Origin of the sequence: Peribacillus sp. NPDC058002, assembly GCF_042886655.1 — a bacterium.
Taxonomy (GTDB): domain Bacteria; phylum Bacillota; class Bacilli; order Bacillales; family DSM-1321; genus Peribacillus; species Peribacillus aracenensis.
Genome location: NZ_JBHVQU010000089.1, coordinates 1 through 16,673 on the forward strand (window position 1 = coordinate 1; position 16,673 = coordinate 16,673).

15 protein-coding genes are annotated in these 16,673 nt (G+C 37.7%); 11 read left to right on the forward strand and 4 right to left on the reverse strand.

The genetic code is table 11. The annotated features are described in order from the left end of the window. A partial coding sequence (locus tag ACFVSH_RS15635; protein WP_387706748.1) for an ATP-binding cassette domain-containing protein occupies positions 1 to 427 on the reverse strand: 427 nt, incomplete at its 3' end. 443 nt (positions 428 to 870) lie between these two features. Between ACFVSH_RS15635 and ACFVSH_RS15640 the strand changes: the two genes are divergently transcribed. After that, complete coding sequence (locus tag ACFVSH_RS15640) at positions 871 to 1,641, forward strand: GH25 family lysozyme (protein WP_387594859.1); 771 nt, start codon at positions 871 to 873, stop codon at positions 1,639 to 1,641. Positions 1,642 to 1,689: 48 nt separating this feature from the next. On the opposite strand, the gene ACFVSH_RS15645 is transcribed toward ACFVSH_RS15640, so the two are convergent. After that, positions 1,690 to 1,869 carry a small, acid-soluble spore protein, H family gene (locus ACFVSH_RS15645; protein WP_387706750.1) on the reverse strand — a complete coding sequence of 60 codons (180 nt, stop codon included), beginning with the start codon at positions 1,867 to 1,869 and terminating at the stop codon, positions 1,690 to 1,692. 448 nt (positions 1,870 to 2,317) lie between these two features. On the opposite strand from ACFVSH_RS15645, the gene ACFVSH_RS15650 reads away from it, so the two are divergent. Further along, positions 2,318 to 3,067, forward strand: a complete 750-nt coding sequence (locus tag ACFVSH_RS15650) for a TerC family protein (protein WP_387706752.1) — start codon at positions 2,318 to 2,320, stop codon at positions 3,065 to 3,067. A gap of 515 nt (positions 3,068 to 3,582) precedes the next feature. On the opposite strand, the gene ACFVSH_RS15655 is transcribed toward ACFVSH_RS15650, so the two are convergent. Then, the gene (locus tag ACFVSH_RS15655; RefSeq protein ID WP_387594865.1) at positions 3,583 to 5,013 is read right to left on the reverse strand and encodes a sigma-54 interaction domain-containing protein; all 1,431 of its coding nucleotides are present in this window, start codon (positions 5,011 to 5,013) and stop codon (positions 3,583 to 3,585) included. Positions 5,014 to 5,307: 294 nt separating this feature from the next. Here ACFVSH_RS15655 and ACFVSH_RS15660 point away from each other — a divergent pair, with 294 nt between their 5' ends. From ACFVSH_RS15660 to ACFVSH_RS15685, 6 genes are all read left to right on the forward strand, one after another. Next, positions 5,308 to 6,342, forward strand: coding sequence for an aromatic ring-hydroxylating oxygenase subunit alpha (locus tag ACFVSH_RS15660; RefSeq protein ID WP_387706754.1), 1,035 nt, complete (start codon positions 5,308 to 5,310; stop codon positions 6,340 to 6,342). 141 nt (positions 6,343 to 6,483) lie between these two features. Beyond that, positions 6,484 to 8,040, forward strand: a complete 1,557-nt coding sequence (locus ACFVSH_RS15665; protein ID WP_387594870.1) for a BCCT family transporter — start codon at positions 6,484 to 6,486, stop codon at positions 8,038 to 8,040. A 533-nt stretch (positions 8,041 to 8,573) separates the two neighbouring features. After that, on the forward strand, positions 8,574 to 9,677 hold the full coding sequence (locus ACFVSH_RS15670) for an endospore germination permease (protein WP_387594873.1): 1,104 nt from the start codon (positions 8,574 to 8,576) through the stop codon (positions 9,675 to 9,677). Continuing rightward, positions 9,649 to 11,154, forward strand: coding sequence for a spore germination protein (locus ACFVSH_RS15675; RefSeq protein ID WP_387706756.1), 1,506 nt, complete (start codon positions 9,649 to 9,651; stop codon positions 11,152 to 11,154). Before ACFVSH_RS15670 ends, ACFVSH_RS15675 begins: the two co-directional genes overlap by 29 nt. After that, entirely contained in the window at positions 11,154 to 12,293 is a 1,140-nt protein-coding gene (locus tag ACFVSH_RS15680) for a Ger(x)C family spore germination protein (RefSeq protein WP_387594878.1), read from the forward strand. The genes ACFVSH_RS15675 and ACFVSH_RS15680 overlap by 1 nt, the downstream gene beginning before the upstream one ends. Then, positions 12,290 to 12,439, forward strand: a complete 150-nt coding sequence (locus tag ACFVSH_RS15685) for a hypothetical protein (protein WP_387706758.1) — start codon at positions 12,290 to 12,292, stop codon at positions 12,437 to 12,439. The genes ACFVSH_RS15680 and ACFVSH_RS15685 overlap by 4 nt, the downstream gene beginning before the upstream one ends. 13 nt (positions 12,440 to 12,452) lie before the next feature. Here the strand turns inward: ACFVSH_RS15685 and ACFVSH_RS15690 are convergent, their stop codons facing one another. After that, the gene (locus tag ACFVSH_RS15690; RefSeq protein ID WP_387706760.1) at positions 12,453 to 13,592 is read right to left on the reverse strand and encodes a LuxR C-terminal-related transcriptional regulator; all 1,140 of its coding nucleotides are present in this window, start codon (positions 13,590 to 13,592) and stop codon (positions 12,453 to 12,455) included. Positions 13,593 to 13,867: 275 nt separating this feature from the next. Between ACFVSH_RS15690 and ACFVSH_RS15695 the strand changes: the two genes are divergently transcribed. The 3 genes from ACFVSH_RS15695 to ACFVSH_RS15705 form a co-directional block, all read left to right on the forward strand. After that, the gene (locus tag ACFVSH_RS15695; protein WP_387706762.1) at positions 13,868 to 14,620 is read left to right on the forward strand and encodes an SDR family NAD(P)-dependent oxidoreductase; all 753 of its coding nucleotides are present in this window, start codon (positions 13,868 to 13,870) and stop codon (positions 14,618 to 14,620) included. A gap of 50 nt (positions 14,621 to 14,670) precedes the next feature. Then, on the forward strand, positions 14,671 to 15,414 hold the full coding sequence (locus ACFVSH_RS15700; RefSeq protein ID WP_387594890.1) for an SDR family NAD(P)-dependent oxidoreductase: 744 nt from the start codon (positions 14,671 to 14,673) through the stop codon (positions 15,412 to 15,414). Positions 15,415 to 15,870: 456 nt separating this feature from the next. After that, positions 15,871 to 16,673: LysM peptidoglycan-binding domain-containing protein (locus ACFVSH_RS15705; RefSeq protein ID WP_387706764.1), on the forward strand; the 803-nt coding region annotated here is incomplete at its 3' end.

Genomic DNA, 16,673 nt, shown 5'->3' on the forward strand with positions numbered 1-16,673 from the left:
ATTCTATACTGTCTTCATCAAGGTGGTTCGTCGGTTCATCTAATAGTAAAAGGTCTGCATCTTTAGAAAGTCCTTTTGCAAGTCGGGCTTTCAGTTTTTCTCCCCCGCTTAATTGTTGGAATTCATGGCCTGGTACATGCATTTTATCAAGTAATTTAACTTCGGAAGGGGTCTTATCTTCGGAAGGATGCGATACGACTTCTTGTTCAACCATAAAAACTTTCAAGTCTTGCTGCAGCCATTGGATTTGTCCGCGTACAGGCTCTAAATCATTGTTAATTAATTGCAACAACGTAGACTTACCGGCACCATTTTTGCCAATGATACCGATGATTTCCCCTTGTTGTACACTTGCATGTATATTTTCAAAAATGTTTACGTCCATTACTTCATAGCTAATATTGGTTAATTTTAATAATTCTTTCATATAATTCATCCCTCTCCTTAATGGGAGGATAAAAAAATCCTCCCAATTCATATGGAAGGATTAGCCGTACCTGTGCATTGTCAAATAAGAGCTATTTTGAGTATAGCTCTGTAATTTATAGAAAATGGGCAGACTAATCCTATTTCGTTTGATTTGAAATATGCGATTTCAAATTTAAAAAAATAAGATTAGTTAATCATCGGCCACCCATCATCCCTTCTGATATTAATAAAATCAGTATAGCATAAATTCATCTTTGAAAACAAAAGGAAACAGCTATTTTTTTCCTTTCATTCCCAAAAGATTAATTATTGGTTTAACTCCATCAAATACCTTATTATAAGGTGGGCAATAGGACGGCATTTTTCCTGTGTTTATAAGGGCTTAGTTAAATTCAATAAACATTTACCGCCATAGGGTTGTTCCGTAAGGAGGACATTAATATGGAATATATAAAGGGAATCGATGTTTCACATTGGCAAGGTGCCATCCGTTGGGAGGAAGTTGCAAAGGCAGACGTGAAGTTCGTGTTTATTAAAGCAACAGAGGGAACGAGTTATTCTAAGTTATCTTATTTCAAAGAAAACGCACCACAAGCATTGGCAGCGGGATTGAAAGTCGGGGCATATCACTATGCAAAGTTTGCAACTGTTGCAGAAGCAAAGGCTGAGGCAGCTTATTTTTTAGATTCAATCAGATCTTTTGCTTTAAATTACCCTGTTGTACTGGATCTTGAGGAAAATAAAAAAAAGGCAAAGAAAAAAACGCTGACCGATGCAGCAATAGCTTTCTTAGAAGCTATTGAAGAAGCTGGATACATGGCTATGCTGTATACCGGTAAATATTTTCTTGAAAATAGTTTAGATGAATCAAGGTTGACGAATTACGCTTTGTGGATTGCGAGATACAACAGCACGTTGGGACGTAGCGCAGATATTTGGCAGCATTCTGATTCGGGTAAAATAAGCGGCATCAGTACAAAGGTGGACTTGAATATAGCCTATAGGGATTTTACAAATACAATAAATACTTTTAGGACACACAACATCCGTGCATGGGAAGCCGAAACAACCACAACTTATACAGTAACAAAAGGCGACACACTTAGCTTCATTGCAAAAAAACATAATACAACGGTAAAATCTCTTGTTAGTCTTAACGGAATTAAAGACCCCGACAAAATTTGTATCGGTCAAAAATTAAGGTTGAAATAAGTAAAGGCTCTTCTCATGACGAGAGGAGCTTATTTTTAAATATATTCCCTATATTTCATTAAGTTCGTCAATTGCTACTTCTGATCTTTCCTCTAATGGTCCTCTCAAATGTAAAGTAGCCGTTCTTCCATCTTCATTTAAATTATCAATCCATACTGAGGTGCCATTATATCTCACCTCAATGTCGGATGAAGAAGAAAGTATCTGTTTTACACGCTTAACATCCACATATATCCCTCCCTGCTGATTAGTCTACCTATTATTTGGGTTGAGGCTTAATTTTATTCGTTTATTCAGGGATTAATGTTGTAACTAAATCATTTAAGCACGATGATGTTTAACGCTTTTTAATTATGTTTGTTATGAAAGGTGAGAATTCTTAATCTTAACAATAAGTTTATCTGCCGGAATGGATAGGATTGTAAAAAGAATCTTAAGGTGATGAATTTGAAAAAAACCAGACTGGAATTCCAGATTATATCAAGGGGCAAAGACTAAGATTATAGAGCTAACGGCTGCCTGCTTTCAATAGGGGAGTCGCCACCTATTCAAAATTGAGTTAATGGAACGGAAGGGTTGAATAAGGAAGTAAATAAGATGGGACAATATTTGAGGAGAAAACATTGCTTGGTTTGAAGTCCATACGCATTCTTATACATGCTTTTAGGGGGGTATCATGGAATTATCGTTATTATTGGAATATGGCTGGGTGTTAATTATTCTAATTTTTTTAGAAGGCTTATTATCTGCCGATAATGCATTGGTTTTAGCCATTATGTCAAAGCATTTACCAAAAGAACAGCAAAAAAAAGCGATTAATATTGGGCTGCTTTTGGCTTTTATATTTAGGATTGGTGCAATCTTTATTATTTCGTACCTTTTCCATGTCTGGCAAGTTCAAGCAATTGGGGCTGCATATTTGATTTTCATCTCATTAAAACATTTACTAAAAAAGGACCACGGGGAGAAAGAGGGAAAAGGGAAGAGCTACCGTATGACCGTTGCGCAAATTGCTTTGGCTGATATTGCTTTTGCTATCGATTCCATTTTAGCTGCAGTCGCCCTTGTCATTGCCTTGCCAGATACACCAATGGGTGATATAGGAGGTATGGATGGGGCCAAGTTCATTGTTATTTTAGTAGGGGCGATTGCGGGTTTAATTGTCATCCGGTTTGCAGCAGGATACTTTGTTAAGGTACTGACGGAGCGACCTAGCCTCGAAACAGCAGCCATGTTAATCGTTGGTTGGGTAGGGGTTAAGTTATTAATGCATACCCTTGCGCATCCAGCCGTGCACATTATCCCACACGATTTTGTTGAAGGACCGATTTGGAATATCATCTTTTGGTCAGTCATGCTTCTTATTGCTCTAGGCGGATGGTTTTTATCTGGGAAAACAGTGAAAAATGATAAGCAAAACGACTAATGTTATCCGAATAAAAACGAGTTGAAATACCTTCGTGTTCATTTTTGTAAACCTTATGTTTGCTAAATAGGATTTTAAGACAGAATTCCAATTTCGGTCTTTTTGCCTCCATGCACTTGCTTTCCGCGGCGGTCCGGGAGCCTCCAAGGCTCCTTTGCGCCTGCGGGTCCACTCTGGACTCGCTTCTAAGCAGGAGTCAGGCACATCTGTTCCAATCAATTTTGAATTAACTTTAAGAACCCCTTTGCCTACAAACTGAAGGAGACCACAATAAGCGATCTCTTTTATTATTGTTTTACAAATCTTGTTTGTAAATCATGTATGAAACAAATATCTTGATTTATTTATCCATTGCTAAAATCCGTATACTGTGCACCGATGATGAGGATGCTAGAAGATTTATGGGCAACGTCCAAAAAAGACCAGATGCAGCACTGCCGAAAAGTAAGAAAGGACATAGCATCGTTTTTATATCCAACCCGATGACCAGTTTTGATTGGCTATTTTTTAATGAATCAATTATAAAGGTCTAAATCTTTACAGTATTTCCGCACTAACCGTGATGCTTTTGATTGGCTAATGGATAATTGATGAGCGACCTTCCTTGTACTCCTGAATTTTGTATATGAGGTGACAATAAGGTTTTTTTCAAGTTCTTCTAACGCTTTATCCAATGAATAATCTTGTAGCATTTGACTTGTTCTGTTCTGGACGGTGCTGTTTGGACTATGTGGTGTTTTTTGACTTGGTGTTTCTTGAGCAATTTTTTGTTGAAGCATTCTCGGTAAATCAGATACTTGAATGATAGCATCACTCGTTACAACCAAGCTTTCTATTAAATTTTCTAATTGTCTTATATTTCCGGCCCACGGATATTCATAAAAAATATCGAGTACTTCCTTCGATATAATCCGATTAACTTGATACTTTTTATTGAATACTGAAAGAAAATAATAAGATAGCGGAATGATATCTTCTTTTCTTTCCCTTAATGGCGGTAATTGTAAATGAACTACATTAAGCCGATAATATAAATCTTCTCTAAATCTTTTTTTCTGCACCATCTCAAATAAGTCTCGATTGGTAGCAGAAATAATACGAATATCCACTTTCTTTAGTTCTCTGCCCCCGACAGGAAGAAATTCAAGGTCTTGAATAACCTGTAAAAGCTTAGCCTGAATATTAATCGGGATTTCCCCTATTTCATCCAAAAATACGGTACCGCCGTTTGCCATTTCAAGTAGACCCTTTTTTCCGCCTTTGCTTGCCCCAGTAAAAGAACCATCGGTGTATCCGAAAAGTTCTGATTCTATTAATTGCTCCGGTATGGTAGCACAGTTAATGGATAAGAAAGGCGAGTTCTTTCGTAGTCCTCTATCATGAATGTATTTAGCCAACACGCCTTTCCCTGTACCAGACTCCCCTTGAATCAAAATGGTCGCATCAACCATAGAAATCTTATCGCAGACCTCCATTACATTGTTCATCTGTTCGTTGTTCGTAATTACGCTTTCTTTTAAAGAATTCTTTTCACTTAGTTTTTCTGGTTCGTGTTCGTCCGGAATGTATAACCCTTTATAGTTTGGTTCTTGTGCTGTTGTAATAATAAGTTCAATTTCTTGCTCATCGTTGAGTAAAGGAATAGCTGTTGTGATCATTTCCTTTCCAATATATGAAACTTGCTTGATTGTAACCGATTTCTTTTCTTTCAAAACAAAGGGTAAAATACTCGGTTTCCAATATCCTTTGGAGAAAATTTCATTATTATGTTTTCCGATTATTTCGCTTAACTGTTTTCCATAATGCCTTTCATACGCTTTATTTGCATAAATTATGCAGGCATCTTTGTTAAGAACATATATCTCATTAGGTGAATGATCTAAAATTTTTTTCAATATCTCCGTACTCATTTCAATTTTACCTTCATTACTCATTAAGTTTTGCATGAGTTTGCTCCCTTCATCTCAAATGAGTCTATAATAACTGGGATGAGTCAATTGTGGTTAAATTGAGTCAATTATAAATCATATTTATACATTAAAGAAGGGGGAATAGTAAAATATCGGTAATAATAGGGGGCTGTCGAAATGGCATTATCCTTGCATAAGTGTTAAGTAAAGCATGCTGCAGAAATAAGGAAATATGAAGCCAATCGGCAGAGGAGGTTTAAAAGGAATACCTGTATCCTTATTCAGGGCAAGTCTTTATTTTTATGGATAATAAAAGGAGGAACTGCCATTATGTCGACAAAAGAAGAAATGAAAGGGCTGGACTATACACTACCTTATAAGAAGTATGTGGATCCTGAAGTCATGAAGGAGGAAAGGGAAAATATTTTCTATAAAAATTGGATCATGATTGGTCATACAAGCCAGGTAGAGAAGGTTGGAGACTTCTTTACATTTGATTTGGTCGGGGAGCCGATAATCGTAACACGGGGCAAGGACGACGAGTTGCATGCTTTTTATAATATTTGCCCTCACCGTGGTGCGATAGTCGAGCGTACAGATCAGGGCAATAAAAAAATTCTCCAGTGTATTTATCATGGATGGACATTCCATTTAGATGGTAAGGTGAACAGGACTCCAAATTTCAAAACAAATGATATCGAAAAACCTAGCTGCATGACTCCCATTCGTTTAGAAGTCCATCAGTCGATGATATTTGTAAATCTAAATCAGGATGCACCAGCCTTCGAAACAGATTATCAATCTTTTTTAAATAACATAAATGAATATACATTTCTTAGTTCCTTAAAAAAGGTCAGGGAAAACCGTCGAATTGTTCAAGCTAACTGGAAATCAATCATTGACAATTATTTGGAATGTGATCATTGTCAAATTGCACATCCTAGCTTCTCGAAGGCCTTCGATTTAACTAAATATAATATTACTCCTTGTGATAATTTTTCCTATCAATGTACAACAGCTAGTGATGAAGAAGAAGGTCCCGGTGCACGTTTTTACTGGGTTTGGCCGAACACCATGATCAGTATATACCCAGGTACTGGAAATATGACGACGAGCCATATCATCCCTGTTGACGAAAAAAGTTCATTGGCAATTTACCGTTATTATTTTGCTGATGAAAACTTGACTGAAGACGAGGAAGATTTAATTAAATTTGTCGATCAAGTGCGGGAAGAAGACTTCGAATTAGTTGAGTTATTACAAAGTGGATTACATTCCAGGGCTTGTGGAAGAGGAGTATATTCTCCTACCGAGCACGGTTTGAAACATTTTCATCAATTAGTCACAAAGGCGATGCAAAGCTAGTCTGTAATCTAAAAATGACCTATGGTTTGATAAAATGAAAGCGTTTTATACGTTGATTAACCGTTAGGTGAATAATATAAAAGCTGGAGCTGAAAGTGAAAGTTTTCATAGTATCAAACATGAAAGAGGGGTTCTTTTATTATGAAACGATCAAATGTTGATAAAGCAATCTTTTGGCCGGCTCTAGCTATTCTTGCCGCTTTATCAATTCCTGTCCTATTAAATCCTGAACAAGGGACTGCAATTCTCGGAGATCTTCATCATTTAATTGCCGAGAGTTTGAGTTCATTATATTTATGGGCTGTGGTGGCGGCTTTAGGTTTCTTGATTTGGCTGGCATTCAGTAAATATGGAAAGATAAAATTTGGTGCGCCTGATACCAAGCCGGAATTTTCGACATTCAGTTGGTTAGCTATGTTATTTACGGCGGGAATTGGTGCAAGTATCACATACTGGAGCGCGATTGAATGGGCGTATTATTACACTGCTCCGCCATTTGGGGCCGAACCAAAAACTGCTGCCGCGGCAGATTGGGCATCTACGTATGGATTATTTCATTGGGGCTTTAGCGCATGGGTATTATATTGTCTACCTGCTTTGCCGATTGCCTATAACTTATATGTGAGGAAAAATCCGAGTGTGAAATTGAGTTCAGCATGTGAAGGCGTTCTCAAAAAGGGAGCAAATAGCTGGTTAGGTAAAGCGATTGACGTTTTTTTCATGGTTGGGTTGGTTGGAGGAATAGGGGCGGCTTTAGGCTTGGGGCTTCCGATGATTTCTGAAGGAATTTCTGAATTATTTCATATACCTCGAAGCTTTATGTTAGATATGACGCTAATAGTAGCCTTGACATTGATATTCTGTGTTAGCACGTATTTTGGTCTGAAAAAGGGTCTGAAAAGATTAGCAAACATCAATACGTACCTTTTTTTGGCACTTTCTGCATTCGTTCTTTTAGCTGGTCCAACTTTGTTTATAATATCCAGATTTACGGATAGCGTTGGGGTTTTGTTACAGAACTTCTTTCGTATGAGCTTCTACACCGACTCTGTTGCCAATTCTGGCTTTCCGGAAGCTTGGACGATATTTTACTGGGCCTGGTGGTTTGCTTGTGCTCCTTATATGGGCATATTTGTAGCAAAGATCTCGAAAGGAAGAACGATAAGACAAGTCATTTTTGCTGAATGTATTGGAGGAACAGTAGGGTGTTGGGCGGCGTTTTCCATCATGGGTAATACAGGTCTTTACTTTGAACTTAATAAACTTGTTCCTGTCATTGACATTTTAGAGAATAAAGGTGGGGAAGCAGCCATCGCTGCCATTTACCAGGGGCTTCCCGGTGGCAGTATAGCCTTGTTTGCGATTATGATTATCACCCTTATTTTTCTTTCTGCAACACTGGACTCTTCATCATTCACATTAGCAAGCGCTGCATCAAAAAAGTTGTCATTAGATCAAGAACCAGCCGGATGGCATAAAATATTTTGGGCATTGGTCATAGAGCTCGTAGCGTTTTCCATGATGTTCGGTGGAGGACTGCATGCTCTTCAATCAGTAGTGGTCATTACTTCCGTTCCACTCATCTTAATAATGGCGATGGCATCGATATCGCTCATTAAATGGATAAAAGAGGATCAGGCAAGAAGCAGCCGTATAGAAAAAACGATCAATGAAGAACCTACAAAACTAACATCTTAAAAGTATCATTCAAACTGGGAAGGGAATAAACGCCAGCAGGCACCAGCTAAAAAACAGCTGGTGCCTGTTTGGCGTACGATTAAATCGTACAATATTTTTCCGATTTGTGTAAAAGACCTTAAATATTGAATGAGAATATCATAGATAGGGCGGTGTACCAGGTACAAGGCATAATGGGCTCTGTGCGAATCCGTTCACACCCATGCCTGATGGTATTGCAAGTGCATCACTAAGTGTACTGGATATAGCTAATAGGATCTTTATTGAAAGCGGCATATGAAATTGAATAATGGTTTGAAGGTTGGGACATTCTTCTGAATGCACCGGGAAAATCGTTAAAGCCTAATTGATTTGTAAACAAAAAATATCACTGAATTATTTACCGCAAAGTCGATGATAAATGGCAATTGATCCAGCGGAGCTTATTGACGGTAGAGGACGTTCAAATACCTATCTGTTGATTAAAGAAATGATGCACCATATGAATAAAAACAAAAATGCCTCCTCATATTAAAAGAGAGGGGACGTGTCACATGATAAAAAGTATATCAACTTTTCAAGCGACAATGGTGCTGATTCTATCCACTGGATTGATGAACCATGTTATCGTTTTGCCTTCATTGCTTGGAGCATCCGGAAGAGATTCATGGATCAGTAATTTAATCGCCGGGATGCTTTTTCTAATATGGCTTCCCATGGTTTATAGGATCATAAATAAAACAAAGCAACAGCATATCATTGGCTGGCTTCATACTCACAGTCACCCGCTCGCCGCCTGGTCCATAAAAATCCTTCTTTTCTTCTATATTTTATTAAACTTGTTTGTCACTTTATTTAGCACATTTTCCTGGGTAAACAGTACTTATATGATTCAAACGCCAGAATATATATTATTTATACCTTTCATCATCCTATGTTTTATTGCTGCCGAGGCTGGAATTAAAACAATAGCGATTGCCGGGGGACTGATTTTACCCCTTGTTGTGTCACTTGGATTTATGATAATGACGGCGAATATACAGTTTAAGGATTACTCCTTGCTTTTTCCTATTTTTGAAAATGGGATTACACCTGTTTGGGACGGGGTCGTAATACTAGGTGGAGGTTTTACAGAGATATTTCTACTCGTTTTGATTCAACAGTTTATAAAGACAGAAATAAAGTTCAGGAGTTTACTTTTTTTAAGTTTATTTCTTTTGTTTATCTGTATGGGACCCATAATAGGCTCCATTACAGAGTTTGGTCCGGTACAAGCTGCAAAAATCAGCAATCCTGCATACGCTCAATGGCGGTTACTAACCATGGGTAAGTATTTGAACCGGCTGGATTTTTTATCAATATACCAATGGCTTTCTGGTGCATTTATCCGTGTATCGTTATCGATATTCTTAATGGGGGAACTGTTTCAAATTAAATCAAAGAAAATAAAAAATATTGTATTGCTTGCTATAACAGTCTCCTTAATCATTGCGCTTTGTATACCAATCGACATTCCAGCATACAGGGATTTTACGGAAAGATATTATTTTAAATTGAGTGTGATTAGCATTTTGGTAATAACTTTTTTCATTAACATGGTCATTTTTGTAAAAGAAAGGGTGAAAAAGAATGAAGCCTCTATTGAACAAGGCAAATAAGGGGAGTTCTTCGGAGATCCAACTGAAGACGGAATATTTCATTGAATTACTCGGAATGAGCTCGGATGTAAAATTCAAAAAGCATACCATTACATCTGAAGGGAAAACAGATCCGCCCCTTAATTGCACTTTGATTTATTCAGAGGTGTTGGTCGATGTCAAAAAATTGTGGGAATCAGTAGCGCGGCTTGATAGTGCATTCATAAATTCTAAACTGAAGGAAGAAGAGGGTATAGAGGATCCGCAAGAAGAATATAAAGTTACTAGGGTTTTCCCTTCCTCCACTTTAAAAGAAAATGTGGAGGAAAACGTATTTTCCGGGATGGTCCTGATGCTATTTGAAGAATTGGAATTATTATTTATGTTTTCCCTACCAAGCATCCCGAATCGAAGCCCCGAGGAAACAAGTAGTGAAACTTCCATCCGAGGTCCACGTGATGGATTCATCGAAGATATCTCTGTTAATTTAGGGTTGATCAGAAAAAGATATAAAACTGCATCACTCGAAAATCAAGCATTTACGATTGGGAATAGGAGCAAGACAAAAATCAATTTATTATATGTGAAGGATGTTGTAAATCCAGAAACCATTGAAAAAGTAAAAAGGAAAATCTCCTCAATAAACACAGATATCTTGTTGGGAACTGCTGAACTTGAAGAATTTTTATCAGGCAGTAAGTTCAACCTGATCCCGTTTTTTGATTATACAGGGAGGCCGGATTATGCTGTAGCCAGTTTAAACAATGGGCGCTTTGTCATTTTAGTGGATGGGTCACCAACTGCCTTAATTGGGCCAGGTAATATTACACTCTTGTTAAAAGCCGCGGAAGATCGTCATACTCCTTCTTACTATACAAATTTCGAATATTTCTTTCGCATTATCGGACTGGTAGTATCAATATTTCTGCCAGGTTTTTATATAGCATTAGTATCATTTCAATTAGACCAGCTCCCCTTCTCATTTTTGGCGACGATAACCGTATCTAGATTTGGATTGCCTATATCACCTCAACAAGAGGCTTTCTTGATTTTGGGTTTATTTGAGCTGTTTCGGGAGGCAGGGGTCACACTCCCAAAAGCAATCGGTCAATCACTGGCTGTTGTGGGTGGATTAATCATTGGTGATGCGGCAATTAGAGGCGGGATTACATCCCCGACGATGTTGGTGGTTGCAGGAACTACTGCGGTAGCCACCTATACATTAATCAATCAATCATTAGGTGGAATTGTAAGCATGGCCAGGTTTTATGTATTATTTCTCTCTTCTATTTTAGGCTTATTCGGATTTTTTCTCGGTGTTTTCTCTATTGTCCTTTATTTATCAAGGCTGCAGGTTTATGGTTTACCCTACTTAGCGCCTATTTCACCAATATCCTGGAAAGATCTAGGGGGCGGTGTCTTTGTGAAACCATATCTCTTTAAAAAGAAACGAGCCGAGACGCTGAATACCAAGGACAATACAAAAGGAAATCGCTAATGAAAGTGATCCTTAGAATTATACTATTTGTATTGAGCCTCGCTCTTTTAAGTGGCTGCTGGGATACCAAGGATATTCAAGATATTCAATATATAAGTGCAATGGGAATAGATTATCAAAATGGTCAGTATGTCATTTATGTGCAAGTGACGTCTTTTGCCGGTGTTGCTAAACAAGAAGGCTTGGAACCAAAACCAACAACTGTTTGGGTCGCCAGAGGGCGAGGGGAAACAATGAACGAGGCCATGAATGACATTTATAAAAGGTCAAACCAGTATATTTATTGGGCTCATGTTAAATTGATCATTTTCTCTGAAAGCTTACTAAAACATGGATTGGTCAACGTAAACGATCCCATTTTAAGATTTCAGCAAATTAGGGAAACAGCTTGGTTATATGGTACCGATGATTCCTTAGAAAAGATCCTTTTTGTCAATAGTCTATTCGGCTCTTCAGTGCAAACAAGCATTTTCAATCCGGATGATATTTATAAATTAAGATCCTTTGTCGAACCCATACGGATCCAAAGATTTTACACGCAAAATTATGAAACAGGAATGACAATAAAACTACCGAAGATTTCGTTAAAAAATGAGGTGTGGAAAGCAAAAGAAAAATCCCAGAATACCGTAAAACTATCAGGGGCCTACCTTATTAAAAATAATAAACTGATGGGGGAGATAGAAAATAAACATCTTGGGGGGATGAGGTGGTTGACAAAATCAACGGTAAGGTCCCCAATTAGAATAAAACTCAACAACAACAAGAATATTCAATTATCGCTAATGAGGCCCAAATTCAATATAAAGCCAATCTATGTAAATGATGAAGTCGAATTTGATATTTCAATTGAAGTAAAAGGTGCCGTAATGGATATGGAAGAAAACATCTCCTTTCCCCACCTTAAAGAAAAAATACAACGGGCATTGGAGAAAGAAATTAGGGATACTTACAAATATGCTCTAAAAAAAAATATAGACATTTATAATTTAGAAGGAGTTATCTACAGAAAGGATTTGAAAAAATGGAAAGAAGTTTCCAAAGAGGGTTTTAGTCTTAATGAAGAATCCATCCGTAATATTCAGGTGGATGTAACGATTAAAATAACAGGCGATTATAAATATGAGTACATGAATTGATTCCTTCCTTCATTAGTGAATCGTTGGCTGCCATGACAGAATCTTTCTTCAAATCCGTTTCCAATGATTATGATATGGCAGCTACTGTAAATGTATATCCAACAACTAACTATGTAAGGATTTATTTTGACTTACATAACGATTAAAGGAAACTCGATTTTACTTTAATAGACCTAAGCGAAATCCATAGACTACGACCTGTGTACGGTTCTTGGCTTTAAACTTTGTCATTAAACTGCTTATATAATCCCTTATAGTATGCTCGCTTAATTGCAATAATTCGGCCATCATTTTATTGTTATGCCCCTCCGCTAGCAAATTTAAAATCATGGATTCCCGTTCCGTTAATTGTAGATCTGTATCAATGGATACCTCATCATCCTTTCTTGATAAATATAAGCCTAATCGTTTTCCGACCTGTTCAAGTAAAGTTAGTTCATCTTTTGAATAATCGAATTCCTCTCCTAATTGATCAAAGGTCAGCCAGCCGAACACTTGCTGGTCATGAACAATCGGTACAAATATGACAGATGAAAGATTAAACAACGTTATATGTTCCTTTTTAATATAATGATCGGGATTCTTTAAAAAAACAGGCTTTTTTGAATTGAAAACAAAGGATTGCTTCAAGCTGAGTTGCCCTCTCATGCTTTGAACCTTGGGGAGCTCCTCTCCAATGGTGCCATAAAATTGATTGGACCAAGGAATATAAGCATAAAAAACACATCTTTTATAGTGAAAGAACTCTTCACATTTTTTTAGGATATGAGCAAAGTCCTTAATTCCTGATGAGTTAATTAGAAGCTCATCTAACTGGTCTAATAATTTCAGCCTTTTCAGTTCAGCATTTTCTTCGTGGGTTTTTGAAAGTTGCGATGGTTCGACATCCATCCATTTGTTATAGCTATGGATGAGATGAGAGAAAATGGATAATAAGAAAAGTAGAATGGAAATGGTTTGGGCCTGTTTCAGGTTGGCCATTAAGGTAACGATGGACTTTTCAAAGATTAATCGGAACATGCTGAAATGTTTCACATTTAAAATGGGTAGATGTGATTGAAGCCAAGTTTCCAGATGCTTATCGTATGTTTCATTTATGTCTTCGATTTTTGGAGCGGATAAAAATAGTAGGAATGATTCAAGTAATGTTTGTATCACCTTACGTTCATTTTCTAATATAAGGGGCTCAAGATTCAAATAAATATTGATATTTTCTTCAATTTGTTTGTTTTGGCTTTTTATGAATAATATGAATTGCTGAAACGATATTTCTTCATAAGCATGTGAGGGCTGGATCATACGGGTCTCTTCTCTTTAAACAAATTACCCCTATATAAGGGGGATACTTACCCTATTATTATACAGCATATTATAGGATAGTATTTCAAATTACGAGGAGTAAAATAAAGGCATAGACAGACAATGAAGCTTTTTTTAGCGGCATTCCATTTAAAGGGATGGACAATTGCTTAATTCAGCTTTAATTGCTTGTATAGGAATACTAGTCTAGTGAGAACCTCTAGGGATGAGGATTTCAGTATCAGAAAAATAAGAAAAGGAGATCTGGTGCAATCATGAGACTTGAAAACAAAGTGGCAATCATTACTGGCGGAGGTACAGGAATCGGGAAAGAAACAGCTTTGCTATTTGCCAGGGAGGGAGCAAAAATCGTCATCACTGACATAAATCAGGAATCCGGTGATCAAGCTGTGAAAGACATTCAGGCAATCGGCGGAGAGGCCCTATTCATTCGTCATGATGTCAGCAATGAAGAAGATTGGAAAAAGGTTGCAAAGGAAACGATCGATACTTTTGATAAGGTGGATGTTCTGTTCAACAATGCGGGTATTTATATCATTAAACCGGTTGCGGAGATTGAATTGGAGGAATGGAATCGTCTCATGTCGATTAACGTGACCGGCGTATTCTTGGGAATGAAGCATATTATGCCACTGATGGCGCTACAAAATAAAGGTTCAGTCATAAACGCTTCTTCCATAGCAGGCTTAATTGGCGCCCCTGGTCATGTATTATACGGTGCAAGCAAGGGAGCGGTCCGGACAATGACTAAAGATGCTGCTATCGAGTATGCTTCAAAAGGGGTCCGTGTAAACTCGATTCATCCAGGATATATCGATACCGGGATGGCTGACTATGCATCTGAACAAACGGGCAGTTCAAAAGATGAATTGGGTAAAGAATTTCCGTTGGGACATCTGGGCAGCGTCAACAATGTGGCGAATACAGTGCTTTTCATTGCCTCGGACGAATCTTCCTATACTACGGGTACTGAATTTGTAATAGATGGCGGAGCGACCGCTCGCTAAAATCCTTTCTAACGGATAGTAAAAACTAAAAAAATAAGGAGTGTTTAATTATGAGATTGGAAAATAAAGTGGCGATCGTAACTGGGGGAGCAAGCGGGATTGGAGCAAGTACGGCTCAATTATTTGCAGAAGAAGGAGCAAAGGTGGTCATTGCCGATTTTGCTGATCATGGACAAGCTGTGTCAGAAGAGTTAAATGGAAAAGGGTATGATACTCTTTTTGTTAAAACTGACGTGACAAATGAAAATGACGTAAAGAGTATGATCGAAGAGACGGTTAATAAATATGGAAAACTGGATATCATGTTCGCAAACGCAGGGATTGCAAGAGACGGAAACATCCATGAGTTAAGCTATGAACAATGGCAAAAAACAATTGATATTAATTTATCAGGTGTCTTCCTATCCGATAAATATGCGATAGAGCAAATGCGAAAACAATCTACAGGCGGCGCCATTGTCAATACAGGTTCCATCCATAGCCATGCAGGGAAACCGGGGGTAACAGCCTATTCTGCTGCGAAAGGCGGGGTCAAACTATTGACACAAACGTTAGGCTCGACTTATGCCAAAGATGGCATTCGTGTCAATGCAGTTTGCCCAGGATATATTGATACACCACTTATTGCGGAAGCACAAGGTGAGATCAGACAAGGTTTGATCGACTTACATCCCATCGGCCGTTTAGGCAGAGCCGAAGAAGTGGCGAAAGCTGTTCTCTTCCTTGCAAGTGACGATGCATCATTTGTTACAGGCACAAGCCTTATTGTAGACGGCGGTTATACGGCAGTATAATAAGGGCAAGTCTGGTTCTTTTAAACAGTCAAATTCGTTTGTTGGATATTTACATGTAATATAGAGCTTCTTCCGTAAGATGAGTGGTGTTAGATTACTCAACTCTACTGGAGGGCTCCTTTTTTTTGTATATAATGAAAAAATCCCCGGAATGCTAAAAACATTTCCTTGGAAGATGAAACGATACAATGTCTATTAAGGATACTTTTAAACTCTTTTTGAGTGTGCGGCGATAAATAAGGCCAAACGGATAATTCGATTACGATCTAGATCGCTTAATATCTCTCTACAACTTTTAAATATGTCCGGGTATCTCCCATTTCCTTCCGTTTATATAAATTATATTTAGTTCGATAATAAAAGTGGAAGTAAATCCAATTAATAGTATTTTTATGATAAAGTTATAAAGTTGATATTTTAGGAAGAAACAAAATCTGTTGATAAAGGAAGGGTTAAATGGCGAAAAGAATATTAGGTAGTATGTTGATTTTATTACTAGGCATGGTTAGTTTCTCTTTTTTATTTGGCTTAAAAGTTGAAGCGGCAGATCGAGTGCATACTGTATCCTCTCAAGAAACGGTAGAATCGATTGCAGCGATCTATGATATATCGACGGAGCAATTAATGAATATGAATGGTTTACCGGATGATAAGTTATATATTGGCCAGAAGTTAACCATTCAGACTGCTTATACTCCTTCGAACTATCAGTGGTCAGAGAGAGGGAAACAAATTGGGAATTATGCGAAATCTTTTACAGGATTTAAAAAAACGGCTGGTGGAGAGACACCTATCAAAGGGTTTGATTCTAGCGGATTGATTCATTGGGTACTCACCCGACAAATGGTGCCAATCGACCGTTTGTCAGTTGAAGGCTATTATAAGCAAGGAATGGATACAAATACGCCTAAGGTTGGAGATATTATATTTTTTCTGGAAAAGGGAAGTTCAAAAGCCGTGACCGCTGGGATCTATCTGGGGGGAAATCAGTTCATTAATTCTGGATACGGAGCAGAGACAGTTCAGGTGAGATCTACCACAGAAAAATATTTTGCACAATACCAAGTCGAGTATAAAACGTATACACCAAAAGGAGAGCATGTCGTTCAAAATAATGAAACACTTAAAAGTATCTCGGATAAGTACGGTGTATCGGTGGGTACAATCAAAAAGCGTAACGCATTACCAACTGATAACTTGATGAAGGGACAGTATCTTCAAATATACAGCAATCCCTTATATCCATTTTATACAAATCA

What these genes read in the sequence shown, in the direction of transcription:
- ACFVSH_RS15675 (WP_387706756.1), top strand. Translation starts at nt 9,649, where the DNA reads ATGAAGCCTCTATTGAACAAGGCAAATAAGGGGAGTTCTTCGGAGATC.
- ACFVSH_RS15700 (WP_387594890.1), top strand. Translation starts at nt 14,671, where the DNA reads ATGAGATTGGAAAATAAAGTGGCGATCGTAACTGGGGGAGCAAGCGGG.
- ACFVSH_RS15695 (WP_387706762.1), top strand. Translation starts at nt 13,868, where the DNA reads ATGAGACTTGAAAACAAAGTGGCAATCATTACTGGCGGAGGTACAGGA.
- ACFVSH_RS15655 (WP_387594865.1), bottom strand. Translation starts at nt 5,013, where the DNA reads ATGCAAAACTTAATGAGTAATGAAGGTAAAATTGAAATGAGTACGGAG.
- ACFVSH_RS15680 (WP_387594878.1), top strand. Translation starts at nt 11,154, where the DNA reads ATGAAAGTGATCCTTAGAATTATACTATTTGTATTGAGCCTCGCTCTT.
- ACFVSH_RS15640 (WP_387594859.1), top strand. Translation starts at nt 871, where the DNA reads ATGGAATATATAAAGGGAATCGATGTTTCACATTGGCAAGGTGCCATC.
- ACFVSH_RS15665 (WP_387594870.1), top strand. Translation starts at nt 6,484, where the DNA reads ATGAAACGATCAAATGTTGATAAAGCAATCTTTTGGCCGGCTCTAGCT.
- ACFVSH_RS15670 (WP_387594873.1), top strand. Translation starts at nt 8,574, where the DNA reads ATGATAAAAAGTATATCAACTTTTCAAGCGACAATGGTGCTGATTCTA.
- ACFVSH_RS15690 (WP_387706760.1), bottom strand. Translation starts at nt 13,592, where the DNA reads ATGATCCAGCCCTCACATGCTTATGAAGAAATATCGTTTCAGCAATTC.
- ACFVSH_RS15660 (WP_387706754.1), top strand. Translation starts at nt 5,308, where the DNA reads ATGTCGACAAAAGAAGAAATGAAAGGGCTGGACTATACACTACCTTAT.
- ACFVSH_RS15650 (WP_387706752.1), top strand. Translation starts at nt 2,318, where the DNA reads ATGGAATTATCGTTATTATTGGAATATGGCTGGGTGTTAATTATTCTA.